We start from the raw sequence: 17,754 nt of genomic DNA, 5'->3' as shown, positions 1-17,754 counted from the left end.
ATGATAGCGCCTCTTTCTCCCAAACGCGGCCTGGTGCTGGTGGCCGACGACGACCCCGTGATGCGCATGCTGATGCGGCAAATGCTCACGCAAGTGGGCCTGGACGTGATCGAAGCCGAAGACGGCGTGCAGGCGCTGGCCAGCTACAAGCTCAAAGGCCCCGACCTGGTCATGCTCGACGTGGACATGCCGGCCCTGGACGGCTTTGGCGTGTGCCGCGAAATCCGCCGCCAGGAAGGCAATGTGAGCGTGCCCATCATCATGGTGACGGGCGGCGATGAAATCGACGCCGTCACCCACGCCTATGAGGTGGGCGCCACCGATTTCATTTCCAAGCCGATCAACTGGCCGATCCTGGGCCACCGCGTGCTGTACGTGCTGCGTGCCAGCGACGCCATCGCCCGCCTGCGCATTGCCGACGCGCACAACCGCGCCGTGCTGGCCGCGATTCCCGACACCTTCTTTCGCCTCAACCGCGACGGCTATTATCTCGATTATGAACAGGGCCACGACGCCAGCGCCGGCTTTTCCATAGACAATTGCGTCGGCAGCCATATCGGCGAAGTCTTGCCTTTTGACATAGCCACGCGTCTGGTCGAGCAGATGCACAAGGTGCTGGCCACCCAGCAGATCGGCTCGGTCGACTACACGCTCACGCATGGCGGCAGCACGCGCCACTTCGAAGCGCGGCTGGTGGCGACCGGCGCCGACGAAGTGCTGGGCCTGGTACGCGATATCAGCGAACGCAAGCGCACCGAAGAACAGATACGGCGCCTGGCGTATTGCGACAGCCTGACCGGCATTCCGAACCGCCAGGCATTCCTGGAAACGCTGGAACGCGAGCTGCGGCGCTCGAAAGAGCACGACAAGAAATTTGCCGTGCTGTTCATGGACCTGGACGCCTTCAAGCGCGTCAACGACACCCTGGGCCACGACGTGGGTGACCATCTGCTGAAAATCGTCTCGGAACGGCTGCGTGAAACCATCCGCCCCAGCGACCTGGTGCTGCGCGCGGAACTGGAGCTTGACGGCCAGGCCGGCGGCAGCAACCTGGCGCGCCTCGGTGGCGATGAGTTCACGATATTGATCCCCGACCTGGAGCGGGTGGAAGACGCGCTCAACGTGGCGCACCGGGTCAAGGAAGCCATGCGCCGGCCTTTCACGATCGACGCGCATGAAATTTTCGTGACCGCCAGCATCGGCATTTCACTGTATCCCGAGGACGGCGAAGACTGCAATTCGCTGCTGAAATATGCCGACACGGCGATGTACCACGCAAAGAACTGCGGCAAGAACAACGCCAAGCTCTACAGCTCTTCGCTGACGATGGAAATCATGAGCCACGTAAAGATGGAAGTGGGCCTGAGGAAAGCGCTGCAAAACAATGAGCTGTACCTGCTGTACCAGCCGCAGATCGACGTGCCCAGCACGCGGATCGTCGGCGTGGAAGCGCTGGTGCGCTGGCGCCATCCCGAGCGCGGCATCATCTCGCCCACCGAATTCATTCCGCTGGCCGAAGAAACCGGGCTGATCGTGCCGATCGGCGAATGGGTGCTGCGCACGGCCTGCAACCAGGCCAGGGCGTGGCAGCGCAGCGGCCAACCGGCGATACGCATGGCGGTCAACCTGTCGGCCAAGCAGTTCAAGGATGAAAACCTGATGCAGATCGTGCTGTCCGCCCTGGCCGATACGGGCCTGGACGCGCGCCTGCTGGAACTGGAATTGACGGAAGGCACCCTGATGGACGACGCGCGCGCCACCATGGTGACCCTGGAGCAGCTGCGCGGCATCGGCGTCTACCTGTCGATCGACGACTTCGGTACCGGCTACTCGTCGATGAATTACCTGAAACGCTTCGACGTGCGGGCATTGAAAATCGACCGCAGCTTTATCGCCGGCCTGCCGCAGGATGCAGAAAACGCGGCCATCACGCGCGCCATTATCGCCATGGCGCATGGCTTGAAAATGGTGGTGGTGGCCGAAGGGGTGGAAACCGACGAGCAGTTGCTGATGCTGGAAGAATACGGCTGCGACATGGCCCAGGGCTACTTTCTGGGCCACCCGTCGCCGCACGATGCGATCACGGCCATGCTGGCGCGGCAGGCGCACGCGGCCGCCAGCACGGCAAGCGTTACAACACTTCGAAGACGAGGAGTTGCGTGACTTGCTGGGCGTTGAAATTATCGTCCGACACCATCACCAGGCTGCGCCGCCCATTGGCCAGGCGCGGCCCCCAGGCGATGCCCTCCAGGTTGTCCACGCGCGGCAAGCCGATCTTTTCCAGGTCCAGCAGCAGCCGCTTGCGCGCCGGCACATATTTCGCTCCCGCCAGTGCCGGCAGGTCCTTGATATCGGTGGCGCCGTCCACATCCATTTCATAGATGCGCACATGATTCGCATACTGGCCTTCGGCGTTTTCCACGCCGGCCCGCTCGACGATCAGCAGGCGCTGCGCATCGACTGCCAGGATTTCCGACACGCCATTGTCCGCATTGCGCCCCGGCGCCGGCTTTGACGCGATCGCTTCGATGCCGTAGGCGTATTGGGCCAGCACCTGGCCGGCGCGATTGAGCTGCGTGATGCGCACCACCGAACCGTGCTCGGGCGTGGCCAGCGGTCCATCCTGGTACAGCGCACCTTCCATGCCCAGCCACAGGCTTTTTCCGTCGGCTGAAAACGACAGGCCTTCAAAGCTCATGTTGTTGCGCGAACCAAGCTCTTCCTTGCTGACCTTGAACATGGCCGGCGTCGGCAAGGTCGCGATAAAGCGGCCGTCGCGGCTGGCATGCGCCACGAACGGGTCGAGACCCACCTTGCGGTTGCCTTCGCTGCCATACCACAGGCTGCCGTCAAAAGGATCGACGCGCATGGTTTCGATATCGGGCACCTGCTCGCCAAGCTCCAGCCTGGCATGCGCCAGGTTCGGGTAATTGCCGCCAGCGGCCTGCTTGAAGAAATGAACGCTGTTGAGCTTGACGCCGGAAAAGCCGTTGCTGTCGTAGCTGAGCGTGGCGCGGTAGAAGCGCGCCGGATTGAACTCCGAACGGTCATCGCTTTCCAGCACCCAGTCGCCGCTGGCCGCATCGTAGTCGATGCCGGACAGGCCGCCGACCAGGGTGCCATTGAACGGCTGCTTCAGGGCGATGCGCTGTTCGCCGATCAGGCGCAGGCCAGTGATCGGTGCTTCGGCGGCGACCGTGGCGCAGGCGGACAGCAGTACGGTGGCCGATGCCACGGCGCAAATGGCGCGCAAGGGGGACAAATTCACGATGATCCTGGTTCTTGTTGAAACCCGAAGGCAGAGACTGGGGTCGGACGGGGACGCCGAGTCCCTGAGGGTCCGACCCCGGCAGTTGCATTTGGGTCTGAATGATTACACCACCCCATCGGCCTTGAGCCTGGCTATCGCCGCCGCATCAAACCCCAGCGACGCCAGCACCTCGTCGTTATGCTGGCCCAGGGTCGGTCCCAGCCACTGCGTCTTGCCCGGCGTGGCCGACAGCTTCGGCGTAATGGCCGGCAGTTTGACCGGCGTGCCGTCGGCAAACTGGTGCTGTTCAAACATCTCGCGCGCGAGAAATTGCGGATCGCTCATCATGTCGCGCACCGAATAGATTTTGCCGGCGGGCACATCGGCCGCCTTCAGCACGGCCATGGCGCTATCGATCGTATGGGTGGCGCACCAGGCGCCGATGGCGTCGTCGATTTCCCGGGTGCGCGCAACGCGCCCGTCATTGCGCGCCAGTTGCGGGTCGCCGGCCATGTCGATGCGGCCCATGGCCAGCATCAGGCGCTTGAAGATGGCGTCGCCATTGCCGGCAATCACGATGTTTTCGCCATCGCCGGTGGTATAGGTATTCGACGGCACGATGCCGGGCAAGGAGCCGCCCGTGCGTTCGCGCACCACGCCGGCCTGGTCGTATTCGGGCACCAGCGACTCCATCATGTTGAACACGGCTTCGTATAGCGCCACGTCGACCATCTGCCCTTCGCCGGCGTCACGGCCACCGGTGACGTCGCGGTGGCGCAGCGCCATCATGGCGCCGATCACGCCGTGCAGGGCCGCCACCGAGTCGCCGATGGAAACCCCTACGCGCACCGGCGGCCGGTCGGCAAAGCCCGATACATAACGCAAGCCGCCCATCGATTCGCCAATCGCGCCAAAGCCGGGCAGGTCTTTCATCGGCCCGGTCTGGCCAAAGCCGGACAGGCGCACCATGATCAGGGAGGGCTTGTCTTTCTTCAGCTGCTCATAGCCGAGATCCCACTTTTCCAGCACGCCGGGGCGGTAGTTCTCGATGATGATGTCCGCTTCGAGCGCCAGCTGGCGTGCGATGGCCCGCCCTTGCGGCGCCTTCAGGTTCAGGGTCAGGCTTTTCTTGTTGCGCGCCTGCACCGACCACCACAGCGAGGTGCCGTCTTTCAGCACGCGCCAGGAACGGATCGGGTCGCCGCCGTCGGGCGACTCGATCTTGATCACGTCGGCGCCGAATTCGGCCAGCATGCGGGCGCAGAACGGCCCGGCGATCAGGGTACCGAGTTCCAGCACCTTGATGCCGGACAATGGTCCGGCAGAAGTCGTTTTTTCCATGAATCAGGTTGCCCTGCGGTCGAGCATCGCGCGCGCAATCGTGCCCGCGTCGACGTATTCCAGTTCGCCACCCACCGGCACGCCGCGCGCCAGCCGGCTCACACGCAGACCGCGCGCTTTCAGCATTTCGCTGATGTAGTGGGCGGTCGCTTCGCCTTCATTGGTGAAGTTGGTGGCCAGCACCACTTCCGTGACCACGCCATCGTTGGCGCGGCCAAGCAATTTTTCAAGGTGGATATCTTTCGGGCCGATGCCATCGAGCGGCGACAATCGTCCCATCAGCACGAAATACAAACCCTTGTAAGTCAGCGTCTGCTCGATCATCAGCTGGTCGGCCGGTGTTTCCACCACGCACAGCAAGCGCTTGTCGCGCGTGTCGTCGAGACAGTTCTCGCAGATTTCATGTTCGGTAAAGGTGTTGCACAGGGCGCAGTGATGCACGGCATCGACGGCCTGGAACAGGGCGCGCGACAGCATGGCCGCGCCTTCCCTATCGTGCTGCAACAAATGAAACGCCATGCGCTGCGCCGACTTGGGGCCGACGCCGGGCAGGCGCCGCAGCGCCTCGGTCAGAAATTCCAGCGACTTGGACATGGATCAGTCCACTCCAGCCACGGCGCTCGGGCGCATGCGGCTGGTCATCAGAATGGCATTTTGAAGCCGGCTGGCAAGTTCATGCCGCCGGTCAGGCCTGCCATTTTTTCAGCCGAGGTCGCTTCAGCCTTGCGCACGGCGTCGTTGAAGGCGGCGGCCACCAGGTCTTCCAGCATGTCCTTGTCGTCGGCCAGCAGCGACGGGTCGATCGACACGCGCTTGACGTCGTTCTTGCAAGTCATGACGATTTTCACCAGGCCGGCGCCGGACTGGCCTTCCACTTCCACCAGCGCCAGCTGTTCCTGGGCTTTTTTCATGTTGTCTTGCATTGCTTGCGCCTGCTTCATCAGGCCAGCCAGTTGATTTTTCATCATGGGAAAATGCTCCGTATTATTTAGTCAAGTTAATCAATGCAAGGTCGGCGCAGCGCCGGCCGGTGCAGGTGTAATCGTCCCCGGCACCACAAAGGCGTCGAATGCACGCTTCATATCGAGCACAAAGGGGTCGGTTTCAATGGTTTCTTCGGCTTGCCGCTGGCACGCTTCGCGGTGCGCCTGCGCTTCGGCGCTGGCCGTGTACCAGACCGCACCCAGTTCCGTGTCGACATTGACCTTGCGGCCAAAGCGCTCGGCCAGCGCCGCCGCCAGTTTTTCCACGTTGGCCGGGCTGCGCCAGGTATCGATCGGCACGCGCAGGCGGAAGGTGGTGCTGTGGCCATCGTGCAGGCATTCGATCAGTTCGGCTTGCACCGCCAGTTGCTGGGCCACGCCGCGCAGCGGCAGCACGGCGGCCACGGCCGGCCAGTTGCCATCCCAGTCCAGGCCCGGCACGGGCGTGATCACATACGGCGCGCTGGGCGCAGCCTGCTTTGGCGCGCGCTGCGGCATCACCACGGCCGGCTGTTCGTTGCTCTGCTGGGCCGGCGCGCTTTGCACGGCGGCCGAGGCGCTGTCGTCGGAAAATTCGGTGACCCAGGGCGGCAGGTCGTCTTCGGGCTCGGCTTGCGGCGGCGCCTGGCGGACGGGCGCGGGGGCTCCCATCGCGGCAACGGCTGGGACTGGGGCCGGGACCGGGGCCGGTATCGGGACCGGTACATCGTCCCACGGTGCGGGCGACTTGGCGGCGGCAAGCGGCGCGGTGCGCACCGGCGCGGCAGGTGCGACAGCCGCTGGCGCCGGCGTGGGTGCCTTGGGGGCCGAACTTGGCGCCGATGGCGCGCTGCCCGGACGGCCTTTCGAAGCGGCGCGGGCCGCTTCCAGCGCCGCATTGATGGCGGCGCGGGCCGAGCTGACCGGCGCTGGCGCTGCAGCTGGCGTTGAAGCTGGGCCTGGTGCAGCCGCGGGCGGCGGCGATGTGTCGGCGCGCGCGGCTGCGGCGGCCACTACCGCCGGCGGCACTGGCGGCGTCACGGCCGCATGGCTGGCCACGCTATGGGCGGCGGCGCGTGCCGGTGGCGCTGGTTGGGCGGCGGCGCGCGCGGCGGCAACAGCGGCCGGACGACTGACGGGGGCAGCAGCGGGCGCGGCAGCTGGCAAGCCCTCGGCGCCGCCCATGCCGGGACGAAACGCCAGCATGCGCAGCAAGGTCATGGAAAAGCCCGCGTATTCATCGGGCGCCAGGCCCAGTTCATTGCGGCCATGCACGGCGATCTGGTAGAACAGCTGCACTTCCTGCGCGTCGAAGGCGGATGCCAGGCGCACGATATCAGCGTATTCGGGCAAGTCCTGCGGCACCGCTGCCGGCACGCTTTGCGCCAGCGCGATACGGTGCAACAAGGTGCCCAGGTCTTGCAGGGCATTGTTGTACGACAGGCTGCGCGAGGCCATTTCGTCGGCCACGGCCAAGAGGTCCGCACCATCCTGCTGCGCCAAAGCATCGAGCAGGCGCACCAGGTAAGACTGGTCGAGTGCGCCCAGCATGCCTTGCACGGCGTCGAGCGTCACTTCGCCGGCCGCGTACGCAATCGCCTGGTCGGTCAGCGACAGCGCATCGCGCATCGAACCGTGGGCGCCCTGGGCCAGCAGGCGCAAGGCCGGCTGTTCGAAGGCGATGCCCTCCTGCCCCAGGATATTGTCCAGGTGGCTGATGATATGTCCAGGCGGCATCTGCTTGAGGTTGAACTGCAGGCAGCGCGACAGCACGGTAACGGGAATCTTTTGCGGATCGGTGGTGGCCAGGATGAATTTCACGTGCTCAGGCGGCTCTTCCAGCGTTTTCAGCATGGAATTGAACGCGTGATTGGTCAGCATGTGCACCTCATCGATCATGTAGACCTTGAAGCGCGCATTGCTCGGCGCATACACCGCCTGCTCCAGCAGCTGCGCCATTTCATCGACGCCGCGGTTCGACGCCGCATCCATCTCTATATAGTCAACGAAGCGCCCCGCATCGATTGCCGTGCATGCTTCGCACTGGCCGCAAGGCTGGGCCGTGATGCCGCCGGTGCCATCCGGGCCAATGCAATTGAGCGACTTGGCCAGGATGCGCGACAAGGTGGTCTTGCCGACCCCGCGCGTGCCCGTAAACAGATAGGCGTGATGCAATCGGCCACTGTGCAGCGCATGCGTGAGCGCGCGCACGACGTGCTCCTGGCCGACGAGCGTCTCGAAATTCTTGGGGCGGTATTTACGGGCGAGTACTTGATAGGACATGCTGAGATTTTACCATGCGATGTTGCGGTGACCCTGCGCGGCGGGCGCAAGCTTCATGGCCGGGCCAGCCAAGGCGGCAATTGTAGCGCATGACCATATTGCATCGCCAAAACAAAAAAGCTGCCCTGGGGCAGCTTTGCGATTTGTTTCCCGAAGGAGGCGAGCCTGATCTGCGGCACTCATGGTTAATAGCCGTGGCTGCTTCGTTCCCGACCTGACCAGGTTAGCCATGCCACGATGCGCAGGGGCCCGCCGGGGACAATTATAACCGGTCTGGCGCCAATTGGGGAAGTTGCCGTGCAAGCAAACCAAACCCTGAGGCAAACCCCGGGGTTTGCTCTTGGGTTTTCCTTACAACCCCAGTTCCTGCCAGATACTGTCCACCTTCGCCTTGACCTCCGGCGTCATGGCGATCACCGTGCCCCACTCGCGCGTGGTTTCGCCCGGCCACTTATTGGTGGCGTCGATGCCCATCTTGCTGCCCAGGCCGCTGATCGGCGAGGCAAAGTCGAGGTAGTCGATCGGCGTGTTGTCGACCAGGGTGGTGTCGCGGATCGGGTCGACGCGGGTGGTAATGGCCCAGATGACTTCTTTCCAGTCGCGGATATTGACATCTTCGTCAACCACCACGATGAACTTGGTATACATGAACTGGCGCAAGAAGCTCCACACGCCGAACATCACGCGCTTGGCGTGGCCCGCGTACTGCTTCTTGATCTGCACCACGGCCATGCGGTAGCTGCAGCCTTCGGGCGGCAGGTAGAAGTCGGTGATTTCGCTGAACTGCTTTTGCAGCAGCGGCACGAACACTTCGTTCAGCGCCAGGCCCAGCACGGCCGGCTCGTCCGGTGGCTTGCCGGTATAGGTCGAGTGGTAGATCGGGTCGCGCCGCATGGTGATGCGGTCGATCGTGAAGACCGGGAAACTGTCCTGCTCATTATAGTAGCCCGTATGGTCGCCATACGGCCCTTCGAGCGCATGCTCGTAGCCGCTCGGATGGTTTGCATCGGGATAGATATGGCCTTCGAGCACGATCTCGGCCGAGGCCGGCACGCGCAACTCGCTGCCGATCGCTTTCACCAGCTCGGTGCGGCTGCCGCGCAGCAGGCCGGCGAACTGGTATTCGGACAGACTGTCGGGCACCGGCGTGACCGCTCCCAATATGGTCGCCGGGTCGGCGCCGAGCGCGACGGCGATCGGATACGGCTTGCCCTTGGTTTGCAGCGCGTGTTCGCGGAAGTCCAGCGCGCCGCCGCGGTGCGCCAGCCAGCGCATGATGACCTTGTTGCGGCCCAGCACCTGCTGGCGGTAGATGCCCAGGTTCTGGCGCTTCTTGTTCGGGCCCTTGGTAATCACCAGGCCCCAGGTAATCAAAGGCGCGACGTCGCCAGGCCAGCAATGCTGGATCGGCAGGCGCGCCAGGTCGACATCATTGCCTTCCCAGACGATTTCCTGGCACTTGGCGCCGCGCAGTTCCTTCGGCGACATGTCCCACACCGATTTCACCAGCGAACCCAGGCCCAGCAGGTCCTTGAAATCCTTCGGCGGCTCCGGTTCCTTCAGGCGCGCCAGTACGTGGCCGATCTTGCGCAATTCGCTGACATCCTCGGCGCCCATGCCCAATGCCACCCTGCGTGGAGTACCGAACAGATTGGCCAGCACCGGCATGTCATGATTGGTCGGATGAGTGAACAAGAGGGCCGGTCCGCCCGCGCGTAACGTGCGGTCGCAGACCTCTGTCATCTCCAAATAGGGGGAAACAGGCGTCGAAATGGCCTTAAGTTCGTCCATTTGTTGCAACTGGGAAATAAAATCTCGCAAATCTGAATATTTCATGTGTTTTTAAATTTTTTTGACGTCGGACGCCGTTGCTGAAGGAACTATGCCAAGTAATTGATTTTATTGGCTTTTGGCACAATGCAAGACAAAAAGTAAGACATAAAAGTAATAAAGAATGAATTCGTTAGTATTGACTTGATATAAAACGGCTCTTACAATTCGCCCAACTTGAACGAGGACGCCGGCCCAGAGCTTGATTTTAGCGTCTCTCATTCATTCACGGAGTCGGGGCTCCACATGACATTTTAAGGAGTGTTTTCAAAAGGCGTCTGCCTTACCCCCGGTAAAAGTTGTATTGCAACTGATCCAATACCACAGGGACCGATCAGCTCAAGCAAGCAATGACGGCGTCTCTCGCGCGCATCCATACGCGGCGACAGACGATGATATTTCTGATGCACGGCATTGGCAGCACCCATCACCGCGAGACAGCGGAGGGACTGCCTGTTGACGCGACATTTCGGGGAAACTCTATGACTCATCGTAGCACTGAAGCAGCATTGCCTGTTTCAACCGTGGCTGGCCAGCCAGCGTTGGCGCGTTTGCGCGCGCGCGCAACGGCAATTTCGGCACGTGGCGTGCTGACCACCGCCCAGCACACACTGACCGTGTTCGGCATTTCCGCTCTTGCACTGATCGCCTTGCTGATGTTCCGCCCTGACCTGGGCAAGCAACTGACGCACAGCCTGTTCCCGCTGCCGATGACGGAAGCGCAAGCCGTCGAAGCGCCGGCCCTGTCGGCCTTGATGGCAGCGCCTGCCCCGGTACAAACCGTGGCAGGTGCCGACACGCAGCTGACCAAGGAAGAAAAAGCCTTGCTGGGCACGCAAAAGCAGCAGCAATGGGTTACCACCTGGCTGTCCAAGCGCTACCGCGTGGCCAACGATGCGACCAATATGCTGGTCTCGACAGCCTACCTGACGGCGCGTGAAATCAAGCTCGACCCGCTCCTGATCCTGGCCGTGATGGCCATCGAATCGGGCCTGAACCCGTTCGCGGAAAGCCCGGTCGGCGCACAAGGCCTGATGCAGGTCATGTCGAAAGTGCACCACGAGCGCTTCCAGGAAATGGGCGGCGTGCAAGCTGCCTTGAATCCGGTTGCCAATATCCGCGTCGGCTCGCTGATCCTGAAAGACTATGTCACCCGTGGCGGCTCGGTCGAAGCCGGCCTGAAAACCTATGTGGGCGCAGCCAACTTCGCCACCGATTCGGGCTACGGCTCGCGCGTGCTGGCCGAATACCGGCGCCTGAAGCAAGTCTCGGCCGGCCAGCGCGTGCCGACCAGCAATGCCGTGATGGCGTCGAATACCTCCTCGCCAGCCAAGCCGTCCGCAGCTGCACCGGTCGCCGAGACCGGCAGCCTGACCATCAAAGTATTGCCGCACAACGAGATCGCAGGCCTGTGACCCGTTAAAGGCGCTGCCAGCGCCTTCCAGTAAAAAAGCCACCGGTACTTGCGTACGGTGGCTTTTTTCATGTCCTGCGGCATCAACCACGAGACATGCACTATATATAGTGTGTGTTGATTACTTGCGCTTGCTGGCGACTTCTTCCTCGCGGAACTTTGCCGCCAGTTTGTCCAGCACGCCATTGACATACTTGTGGCCATCGATACCGCCAAACGACTTGGCCAGCTCAACCGCTTCGTTGATGACGACGCGGTAAGGAATTTCCACGTTATTCTTCAGCTCGAATGCACCGATCAGCAGGATGCCGTGTTCGATCGGCGACAGCTCGGCGATATTGCGGTCGATCAGCGGCGCCATGCTCTCGCGCAGCGCTTGCGAATCCTTGATGGCGCCGTACAGCAGCACCGTGAAATGATCGCCGTCTGCCTTGTCGAAGCCGTGCGCGGCGCGAATATTGTTCACGACGGTGGTCGCATCTTCATTGTTCAGCAGCCACTGGTACAGCCCCTGCAGGGCAAACTCGCGCGCGCGGTGACGCGGCGTGCGGTTTTTGCTGGGATTGGCGAGCAAATTTTTCTCAGTCATGATTGTTACCTGTTCTAAATACTTCTTTACTACAAATAGTGACGAATACCGCAGGGTGCTGAAGCAGCGCCCTGCGGCGCAAGCACGATATTAATCTTCGTCAGTGTCTTGCAACTCTTCCAGCGCTTGCGCCAGATTGGCCATTTCTACCGCTACACGCGCTGCTTCCGCACCCTTGACCAGCATGCGCACTTCCGCCTGCTCGTCGTTTTCGGTCGTCAACACGGCGTTGGCGATCGGGATGCCGTAATCGAGACCGACGCGCGTGATGCCTGCGCCCGATTCGTTCGATACCAGCTCGAAATGGTAGGTCTCACCGCGAATCACGGCGCCCAATGCGATCAGGGCGTCGAATTGCTCGGTTTCCGCCATCTTCTGCAGAATCAGCGGGATTTCCAGGGCGCCCGGCACGGTCACGTGCAGGATATCTTCATCGGCCACGCCCAGCTTGCTCAACTCTTCCAGGCATGCCGACAGCAAGCCACCACCGACGATTTCATTGAATCGTGCCTGGACGATACCGACGCGCAAACCTTCGCCGGCAAAATTGGTTTCATAAGTTCCTACGGTCATCTTGTGCCTCTTTATCAGTTGGCCGGCGGCGGCACGCTTGCGCCGGGCCGCCGGATGCTTCAATCAGTCAATCAGGTGCTGCTCTGGCCTGGATGGCACTGGAAACCTGTCACTTCCAGGTCGAAGCCGACCATCGACGGCATCTTGCGCGGGCTTGCCAGCAATTGCATCTTGCTCACACCGAGGTCGCGCAGGATTTGCGCGCCGATGCCGTAGCTGCGCAGGTCCATGCTGGCGGCGCGGCCTTTCGGCTTGGCTTGTGGCGTGTCAAGCGCGGCGAACTGGGCAAACAGCTCGCTTGACGTTTCGCCACAGTTCAGCAAGACCATCACGCCCCGCTCTGCCTGCTTGATGGCGGCCATCGAGGCGGCCACGGTCCAAGAGTGGGTGGTCGCTTCGCTTTCCAGCACGTCCAGCAGCGAGACCGGCTGGTGCACGCGCACCAACGCTTCCAGGCCACCAGCCACATCGCCATGCACCAGCGCCAGGTGGGCCGAAGAACTCGGTTTGTCGCGGAACGCGATCATGCGGAACTCGCCGTGGGCGGTACGCAAGGTGCGTTCGGCAACACGCTCGACCAGCGACTCGGTCTGGCTGCGGTAATGGATCAGGTCGGCAATCGTGCCGATCTTCAGGCCATGCTGCTCGGCAAACACCAGCAGGTCAGGCAGGCGCGCCATGGTGCCGTCGTCTTTCATGATTTCGCAGATCACCGAAGCGGGCGTCAGGCCAGCCATGGCCGTCAGGTCGCAACCGGCTTCGGTATGGCCTGCACGCATCAGCACGCCGCCCTTTTGCGCTTTCAGCGGGAAAATATGGCCAGGCTGGACGATGTCGGTCGGCTGGGTGCCCTTGGCCACGGCCACCTCGATGGTCTTGGCCCGGTCGGCGGCGGAAATACCGGTCGTCACGCCTTCGGCCGCTTCGATCGACACCGTGAAATTGGTGCCATAGGCGGTGCCGTTACGCGAGGTCATCATCGACAAGTTCAGCTCGTCGCAACGCTCTTCGGTCAGGGTCAGGCACACCAGGCCACGCGCATGGGTGATCATGAAATTGATTGCTTCAGGCGTCACGAAATCGGCGGCAAGCACCAGATCGCCTTCATTTTCCCGGTCTTCTTCATCGACCAGTATCACCATGCGGCCGGCGCGCAGTTCGGCGACGATCTCTTCGGTGCTGGAAATAGACATCTTGATCCTCTTGGTAACTGAAATATCGAGAGCAAACATTCCGCGAGTTTCCGGGAATTTTCTTATAACCTGCTATTTTAAAGGATTTACGTGCTTCAGACCTGAAATAAGAACAAGCGGCGGCCATCTGCGCCCGCACAACACCGCGCCACATGGCAGGCGACGCCGGGCGGGCAAATCACATAAGATCGGTGGCGGCCCGCAACAGGGCCAGCAAGCCGCGCAGGCAGCAGCCGCGCATTCCCTCGTTTTATGCACAACCACAGGAGCGTTACCATGAAAACAAGCGGTTCAGCAGTCTGGTCAGGCGGCATCAAGGATGGCAAGGGCGCAATCAGCACCAAGAGCGGCGCGCTGCAAGCCTATCCCTACGGCTTTGCCAGCCGCTTCGAAGGCAAGCCCGGCACCAATCCGGAAGAACTGATCGGCGCCGCCCATGCGGGCTGCTTCACCATGGCGCTGTCGCTGATCCTTGGCGAAGCGGGCCTGACGGCCGAGCAAATGGACACCAGCGCCGAAGTGACCCTGGACAAGCAGGACGACGGCTTTGCGATTACCGCCGTGCACTTGGTGCTCAAGGCAAAGATTCCAGGCGCCGACCAGGCCAAATTCGAGGAGCTGACAGCCAAGGCCAAGGCTGGCTGCCCCGTGTCGAAACTGCTGAACGCGCAAATCACGCTGGACGCTACACTCCTGCCTTGATGTTTTTAAGTGGCGTCACTGGTGCGGCCTGGGCAACCGGCGCCACCAGTGGCCGCTGCGATTCGGCGGCGCTCATTGGCCGCCCCATCAGCCCTGGATTGAGGGCGGCATTGTTGATGTTATAGGCAGCAATTGCCGCCGCCACCGCCGGATCTTGCGACGAAGGCTGTTGCACGGCCTGCGCGGCGTTCTGCGCCGCCTGCTGCTGGGCTTGCGCATTTTGCTGCGCCTGCTGCGCTTGGGCAGTTGTCGCCAGGCCTGCATCGAGCTGCAGTTGCGCCTCGCGCGCCACGGTTTGCGCCCGTTCGCTAGCCGCCTGGGCCGCCCGCTGTGCTTCGCTGGCGGCCAGCTGCGCCTGCGCCGCTTCGTCGGCCGCCTGCTGCACCTGCTGCTGCAACTGCGCCTGGCGCGTCTGCCCGGTCTGCACCTCGTCCACGCGCTCGTCTTCCAGCCGCGCCGCATTTTGCTGGCGCAGGGTATTTTCCTGTGCCAGCCGCTGCGTTTCCAGGTCTTCGCGCGCGATGCGTTCGGTTTGCAGGCGATCCTGTTCGGCGTCCAGTTGCTGTGCCTGCACTGCCGGGTTGCTGCGCTGCGCTTGTTGAGCCAGCTGATTCTGCTGTAGTTGCTGGGCAGCCTGCAAGGTGCCGGCCTGGTCCAGCTGGGCCTGGCTGGCCTGGGCCGCTTGCAAGGCAGAATTTTGCTGCAACTGCTGTTGCTGGCGCAATTCCTGCAAACCCTGGGTCAGCTCTTCCGTTTCCAGCTGCTGCTGTACTTCCAGCTGGCGCTGGGCCAGTGCTTGCTGCTGGGCGAGCTCTTGCTGCTGGGTGAGCTCTTGTTGCTGGGTGAGCTCTTGTTGCTGGACCAAGGCCGGCGCTTGCCCGGTCTGCACAGCGGGGTTCGGCTGCGAAGCCTGCGCCACGGCGGCGGCGTTAACATCGGTGGTATCGATATCGGCAGGCACGACTGCTGCTTGAATGGCAAGCGGGTCCTGGCCCGCCACCTCATCTTGCAGGGGAAAGCGCAACGGTGTTTGCGCCACGCTTTGCTGAGCCTGCTGCACTTGCCCGGCCACGGTTTGCGGTGGCGGCGCGTTGAGATCTTCCAACGCCTGTGCGGCGGACGGCACGCCCTGCTGCAAGGTCAAGGCGGCGCCCACTTCGGCCAGCACATCGCTGCCCTGTTGCAAGACGCTCAAAGTACCAGCGCGGTCGGTCTCGAAGGCTGCCTGCAGGGCGGCCACGTCAACGGGGCGATTGTTTTGCAGGTCGATGCCGATGCGTGCCAGATCGGCCTGCGTCAAGGCATCGGTATTTTGCGCCAGCGCCTCGGACGCGCCCGGGGTGACCTGCCCGCTCAGCAAGGCGAAGCGCTGCGCCAGGTCATCCTGCGAGCCGGCCGTCATGGCCAACTGCCCCGCATCGACACCGCTGGCGCGCAGCTGGGCAAACGAGTCGCTCAGTTGCTGCGCCAGCGCCACCAGCGCGTCGTTGGCGAGCACCGCAGGATTGGCGGGACTAGCCGCCTCATCGCCAATACCTTGCAAAGCTAGCAACTGCCGGCGCGACAAGGCCACACCGGACAGATATTGCCCGAGCGGCGAAATATCGACTTGGGTCGACGAAACCAGAGGGTTGGCAAGCGCCGCATTGGCCAGGATCGCGGCCGAGGCCGGCGTGACCGCAGCAGCGGTGCCAACGCGGGTAGAGGCTGGCACCACATTGGCCAGCGTCGCGGACGAAACGGGATCCATGGCATTCCTTCGCAGCGCAAAGCCCCATTATGCGCGCTTGGCGAAAAAGGATCACACGGTTGAGGGCGGCTGATGGCCCTCCCTGCCGCAGGCTGATTAAGCGGCGACCTTGGCGACAGCTTTATCCAGCGACAGCATGCGCTCGACATAGCGCGCGATCAGGTCGATCTCCAGGTTCACTTTCGCGCCCACCGTCAGGTGTTTCAAGGTGGTCATGGCGATGGTGTGCGGTATCAGGTTGATCGAAAAGCGGCAGCCGTCGACGGCGCCAGCGCCCAGGTCTTCCACCCGGTTCACCGTCAGCGACACGCCGTTGACAACCACCGAACCCTTGAAGGCCAAGTATTTCGCCAGGTCTTGAGGCGATTCGATCACCAGCTCCCACGATTCGCCAACGGCTTCAAACTTGCGCACCACGCCCAGGCCATCGACGTGGCCCGATACCAGGTGGCCGCCCAGGCGCTCGGCCATCGTCAGCGCTTTTTCCAGGTTGACTTCGGTGGTGGTATCCAGGCCCACGGTGCAATTGAGGCTTTCGCGCGAGACGTCGACGACAAAGCTGGTGTCCGACTTTTCCACCACCGTCATGCAGGCGCCGTTGATGGCGATCGAGTCGCCCAGCGCCACGTCGGCCAGCGGCAGGCCGCCAGCGTTGATGGACAGGCGTACGCCTGCGTCGAGGCCGCCTTCGAGTGGCTGCACGGTGTCGATTTTGCCGATGGCGGCAACAATTCCTGTAAACATGATGGACCTGTCAGTGAGTTTGAATAAGGTTGTTGAAACGGGCGAGGATGCGCAGATCGTCGCCTGTCTTTGTGATGTCATGAAAACGCAAACGGTATTGATGATCGAGGTCAGCCAGCGCCGGCAAGCCGAACATGCCTTGCGCGTCGCCAATCAGGGTCGGCGCCAGGTACAACAGCAACTCATCGACGCAGCCTTCGCGTATCAGCGAGCCGTTCAGTTTTGAGCCGGCCTCGACATGCAGTTCATTGATCTGGCGCCGGCCCAGCTCCAGCATCAGCGCCGGCAGGTCGACCTTGCCTTCGGCGTTCGGCAGCATGATCACCTCGGCACCCAGCGCGCGTAGCTGCGCTTCTTTTTCAGGATTGGCCACGGCGGCCACGATCCAGGTACCGCCGCCTTGCAGCACGCGCGCGTCCAGGCTGATGTCGAGCCGGCTGTCGACCACGATGCGGCGCGGCTGGCGCGGCGTATCGACCGCACGCACATTCAGTTGCGGATCGTCCGTCTTCACCGTGCCGATGCCGGTCAGGATGGCGCAGGCGCGCGCGCGCCAGGCGTGGCCGTCGTCGCGCGCCGCCTGCCCGGTGATCCACTGGCTGCGGCCGTTGTGCAAGGCCGTCATGCCATCGAGGCTGGCGGCCGACTTCATGCGCACCCAAGGTTTGCCGCGCTCCATGCGCGAGAAAAAACCGATATTCATTTCACGCGCTTCGTCGGCCAGCAGGCCGTTGGCAACCTCGATGCCGGCCGCCGCCAGCTTGGCCAATCCCTGGCCGGCCACCAATGGGTTCGGGTCGGTCATGGCCGCCACCACGCGGCCCAGTCCGGCGCGCACCAGAGCGTCGGAACACGGCGGCGTGCGGCCGTGGTGGTTGCATGGCTCCAGTGTGACATACGCGGTGGCGCCGCGCACGTCATTGCCGCGCGCGGCCGCGTCAAACAGCGCCTGCACTTCCGCATGGTCCTGGCCTGCGGCCTGGGTCACGCCCGCGCCGATCACCTGGCCATCGGCAACGATCACGCAGCCGATGCGGGGATTGGGCGAGGTGGTATACAACCCCTTCTCTGCCCATGCCAGCGCCAGGCGCATGCCTTCTACATCATTGAGTATTTCCACAGG

The 17,754-nt window shown here is 62.7% G+C and carries 15 protein-coding genes and 1 other RNA gene; 3 read left to right on the top strand and 13 right to left on the bottom strand.

Features of this window, described 5'->3' with window-relative positions:
- On the top strand, nt 1–2,163 hold the full coding sequence (locus AC0Z42_RS26360) for a putative bifunctional diguanylate cyclase/phosphodiesterase (RefSeq protein WP_485471033.1): 2,163 nt from the start codon (nt 1–3) through the stop codon (nt 2,161–2,163).
- Here AC0Z42_RS26360 and AC0Z42_RS26355 read toward each other — a convergent pair.
- The 7 genes from AC0Z42_RS26355 to ubiD form a co-directional block, all read right to left on the bottom strand.
- Nucleotides 2,132–3,268 carry an esterase-like activity of phytase family protein gene (locus AC0Z42_RS26355; RefSeq protein ID WP_485471032.1) on the bottom strand — a complete coding sequence of 379 codons (1,137 nt, stop codon included), beginning with the start codon at nt 3,266–3,268 and terminating at the stop codon, nt 2,132–2,134. The two genes, AC0Z42_RS26360 and AC0Z42_RS26355, sit on opposite strands and share 32 nt — an antisense overlap.
- Before the next feature lie 105 nt (nt 3,269–3,373).
- A complete protein-coding gene (locus AC0Z42_RS26350) occupies nt 3,374–4,591 on the bottom strand; it encodes a CaiB/BaiF CoA transferase family protein (RefSeq protein ID WP_485471031.1) in 1,218 nt (405 codons plus the stop codon).
- Between the two features lie 3 nt (nt 4,592–4,594).
- Nucleotides 4,595–5,185 carry a recombination mediator RecR gene (gene recR, locus AC0Z42_RS26345; protein ID WP_485471030.1) on the bottom strand — a complete coding sequence of 197 codons (591 nt, stop codon included), beginning with the start codon at nt 5,183–5,185 and terminating at the stop codon, nt 4,595–4,597.
- A 47-nt stretch (nt 5,186–5,232) separates the two neighbouring features.
- On the bottom strand, nt 5,233–5,559 hold the full coding sequence (locus AC0Z42_RS26340) for a YbaB/EbfC family nucleoid-associated protein (protein WP_034759121.1): 327 nt from the start codon (nt 5,557–5,559) through the stop codon (nt 5,233–5,235).
- A 33-nt stretch (nt 5,560–5,592) separates the two neighbouring features.
- On the bottom strand, nt 5,593–7,836 hold the full coding sequence (locus tag AC0Z42_RS26335) for a DNA polymerase III subunit gamma/tau (protein WP_485471029.1): 2,244 nt from the start codon (nt 7,834–7,836) through the stop codon (nt 5,593–5,595).
- Nucleotides 7,837–7,991: 155 nt separating this feature from the next.
- An RNA gene (gene ffs / locus AC0Z42_RS26330) (signal recognition particle sRNA small type) lies at nt 7,992–8,090 on the bottom strand.
- Nucleotides 8,091–8,187: 97 nt separating this feature from the next.
- A complete protein-coding gene (gene ubiD, locus AC0Z42_RS26325; RefSeq protein WP_485471028.1) occupies nt 8,188–9,672 on the bottom strand; it encodes a 4-hydroxy-3-polyprenylbenzoate decarboxylase in 1,485 nt (494 codons plus the stop codon).
- Between the two features lie 476 nt (nt 9,673–10,148).
- On the opposite strand from ubiD, the gene AC0Z42_RS26320 reads away from it, so the two are divergent.
- On the top strand, nt 10,149–11,081 hold the full coding sequence (locus tag AC0Z42_RS26320) for a transglycosylase SLT domain-containing protein (RefSeq protein WP_485471027.1): 933 nt from the start codon (nt 10,149–10,151) through the stop codon (nt 11,079–11,081).
- Between the two features lie 120 nt (nt 11,082–11,201).
- Here the strand turns inward: AC0Z42_RS26320 and nusB are convergent, their stop codons facing one another.
- The 3 genes from nusB to ribBA all read right to left on the bottom strand — a co-directional run bounded on the left by nusB (nt 11,202) and on the right by ribBA (nt 13,435).
- Entirely contained in the window at nt 11,202–11,669 is a 468-nt protein-coding gene (gene nusB / locus AC0Z42_RS26315; protein ID WP_485471026.1) for a transcription antitermination factor NusB, read from the bottom strand.
- 90 nt (nt 11,670–11,759) lie between these two features.
- Nucleotides 11,760–12,242, bottom strand: a complete 483-nt coding sequence (gene ribH / locus AC0Z42_RS26310; protein WP_076570670.1) for a 6,7-dimethyl-8-ribityllumazine synthase — start codon at nt 12,240–12,242, stop codon at nt 11,760–11,762.
- Between the two features lie 71 nt (nt 12,243–12,313).
- The gene (ribBA, locus tag AC0Z42_RS26305; RefSeq protein ID WP_485471025.1) at nt 12,314–13,435 is read right to left on the bottom strand and encodes a bifunctional 3,4-dihydroxy-2-butanone-4-phosphate synthase/GTP cyclohydrolase II; all 1,122 of its coding nucleotides are present in this window, start codon (nt 13,433–13,435) and stop codon (nt 12,314–12,316) included.
- Nucleotides 13,436–13,711: 276 nt separating this feature from the next.
- On the opposite strand from ribBA, the gene AC0Z42_RS26300 reads away from it, so the two are divergent.
- On the top strand, nt 13,712–14,137 hold the full coding sequence (locus tag AC0Z42_RS26300) for an OsmC family protein (protein WP_485471024.1): 426 nt from the start codon (nt 13,712–13,714) through the stop codon (nt 14,135–14,137).
- On the opposite strand, the gene AC0Z42_RS26295 is transcribed toward AC0Z42_RS26300, so the two are convergent.
- From AC0Z42_RS26295 to ribD, 3 genes are all read right to left on the bottom strand, one after another.
- Nucleotides 14,121–15,887, bottom strand: coding sequence for a hypothetical protein (locus tag AC0Z42_RS26295; RefSeq protein WP_485471023.1), 1,767 nt, complete (start codon nt 15,885–15,887; stop codon nt 14,121–14,123). The two genes, AC0Z42_RS26300 and AC0Z42_RS26295, sit on opposite strands and share 17 nt — an antisense overlap.
- A 96-nt stretch (nt 15,888–15,983) precedes the next feature.
- Nucleotides 15,984–16,631: a riboflavin synthase gene (locus tag AC0Z42_RS26290; RefSeq protein ID WP_485471022.1), complete on the bottom strand. Its 648-nt coding sequence runs from the start codon at nt 16,629–16,631 to the stop codon at nt 15,984–15,986.
- 10 nt (nt 16,632–16,641) lie between these two features.
- Nucleotides 16,642–17,724: a bifunctional diaminohydroxyphosphoribosylaminopyrimidine deaminase/5-amino-6-(5-phosphoribosylamino)uracil reductase RibD gene (ribD, locus tag AC0Z42_RS26285; RefSeq protein WP_485471053.1), complete on the bottom strand. Its 1,083-nt coding sequence runs from the start codon at nt 17,722–17,724 to the stop codon at nt 16,642–16,644.
- Between the last annotated feature and the right edge of the window lie 30 nt (nt 17,725–17,754).

This window comes from Janthinobacterium sp. 1L-D-8-B-C4 (assembly GCF_057291295.1).
The sequence above is the reverse complement of the archived record's forward strand: the minus strand, read 5'-3'. Positions and strand labels throughout refer to the sequence as shown.

Coding starts and splice junctions, on each gene's coding strand:
- AC0Z42_RS26295 (WP_485471023.1), bottom strand. CDS start 15,887: ATGGATCCCGTTTCGTCCGCGACGCTGGCCAATGTGGTGCCAGCCTCT.
- ubiD (WP_485471028.1), bottom strand. CDS start 9,672: ATGAAATATTCAGATTTGCGAGATTTTATTTCCCAGTTGCAACAAATG.
- AC0Z42_RS26350 (WP_485471031.1), bottom strand. CDS start 4,591: ATGGAAAAAACGACTTCTGCCGGACCATTGTCCGGCATCAAGGTGCTG.
- AC0Z42_RS26320 (WP_485471027.1), top strand. CDS start 10,149: ATGACTCATCGTAGCACTGAAGCAGCATTGCCTGTTTCAACCGTGGCT.
- AC0Z42_RS26335 (WP_485471029.1), bottom strand. CDS start 7,836: ATGTCCTATCAAGTACTCGCCCGTAAATACCGCCCCAAGAATTTCGAG.
- recR (WP_485471030.1), bottom strand. CDS start 5,185: ATGTCCAAGTCGCTGGAATTTCTGACCGAGGCGCTGCGGCGCCTGCCC.
- ribBA (WP_485471025.1), bottom strand. CDS start 13,435: ATGTCTATTTCCAGCACCGAAGAGATCGTCGCCGAACTGCGCGCCGGC.
- ribH (WP_076570670.1), bottom strand. CDS start 12,242: ATGACCGTAGGAACTTATGAAACCAATTTTGCCGGCGAAGGTTTGCGC.
- AC0Z42_RS26290 (WP_485471022.1), bottom strand. CDS start 16,631: ATGTTTACAGGAATTGTTGCCGCCATCGGCAAAATCGACACCGTGCAG.
- nusB (WP_485471026.1), bottom strand. CDS start 11,669: ATGACTGAGAAAAATTTGCTCGCCAATCCCAGCAAAAACCGCACGCCG.
- AC0Z42_RS26300 (WP_485471024.1), top strand. CDS start 13,712: ATGAAAACAAGCGGTTCAGCAGTCTGGTCAGGCGGCATCAAGGATGGC.
- AC0Z42_RS26360 (WP_485471033.1), top strand. CDS start 1: ATGATAGCGCCTCTTTCTCCCAAACGCGGCCTGGTGCTGGTGGCCGAC.
- AC0Z42_RS26340 (WP_034759121.1), bottom strand. CDS start 5,559: ATGATGAAAAATCAACTGGCTGGCCTGATGAAGCAGGCGCAAGCAATG.
- ribD (WP_485471053.1), bottom strand. CDS start 17,724: ATGCGCCTGGCGCTGGCATGGGCAGAGAAGGGGTTGTATACCACCTCG.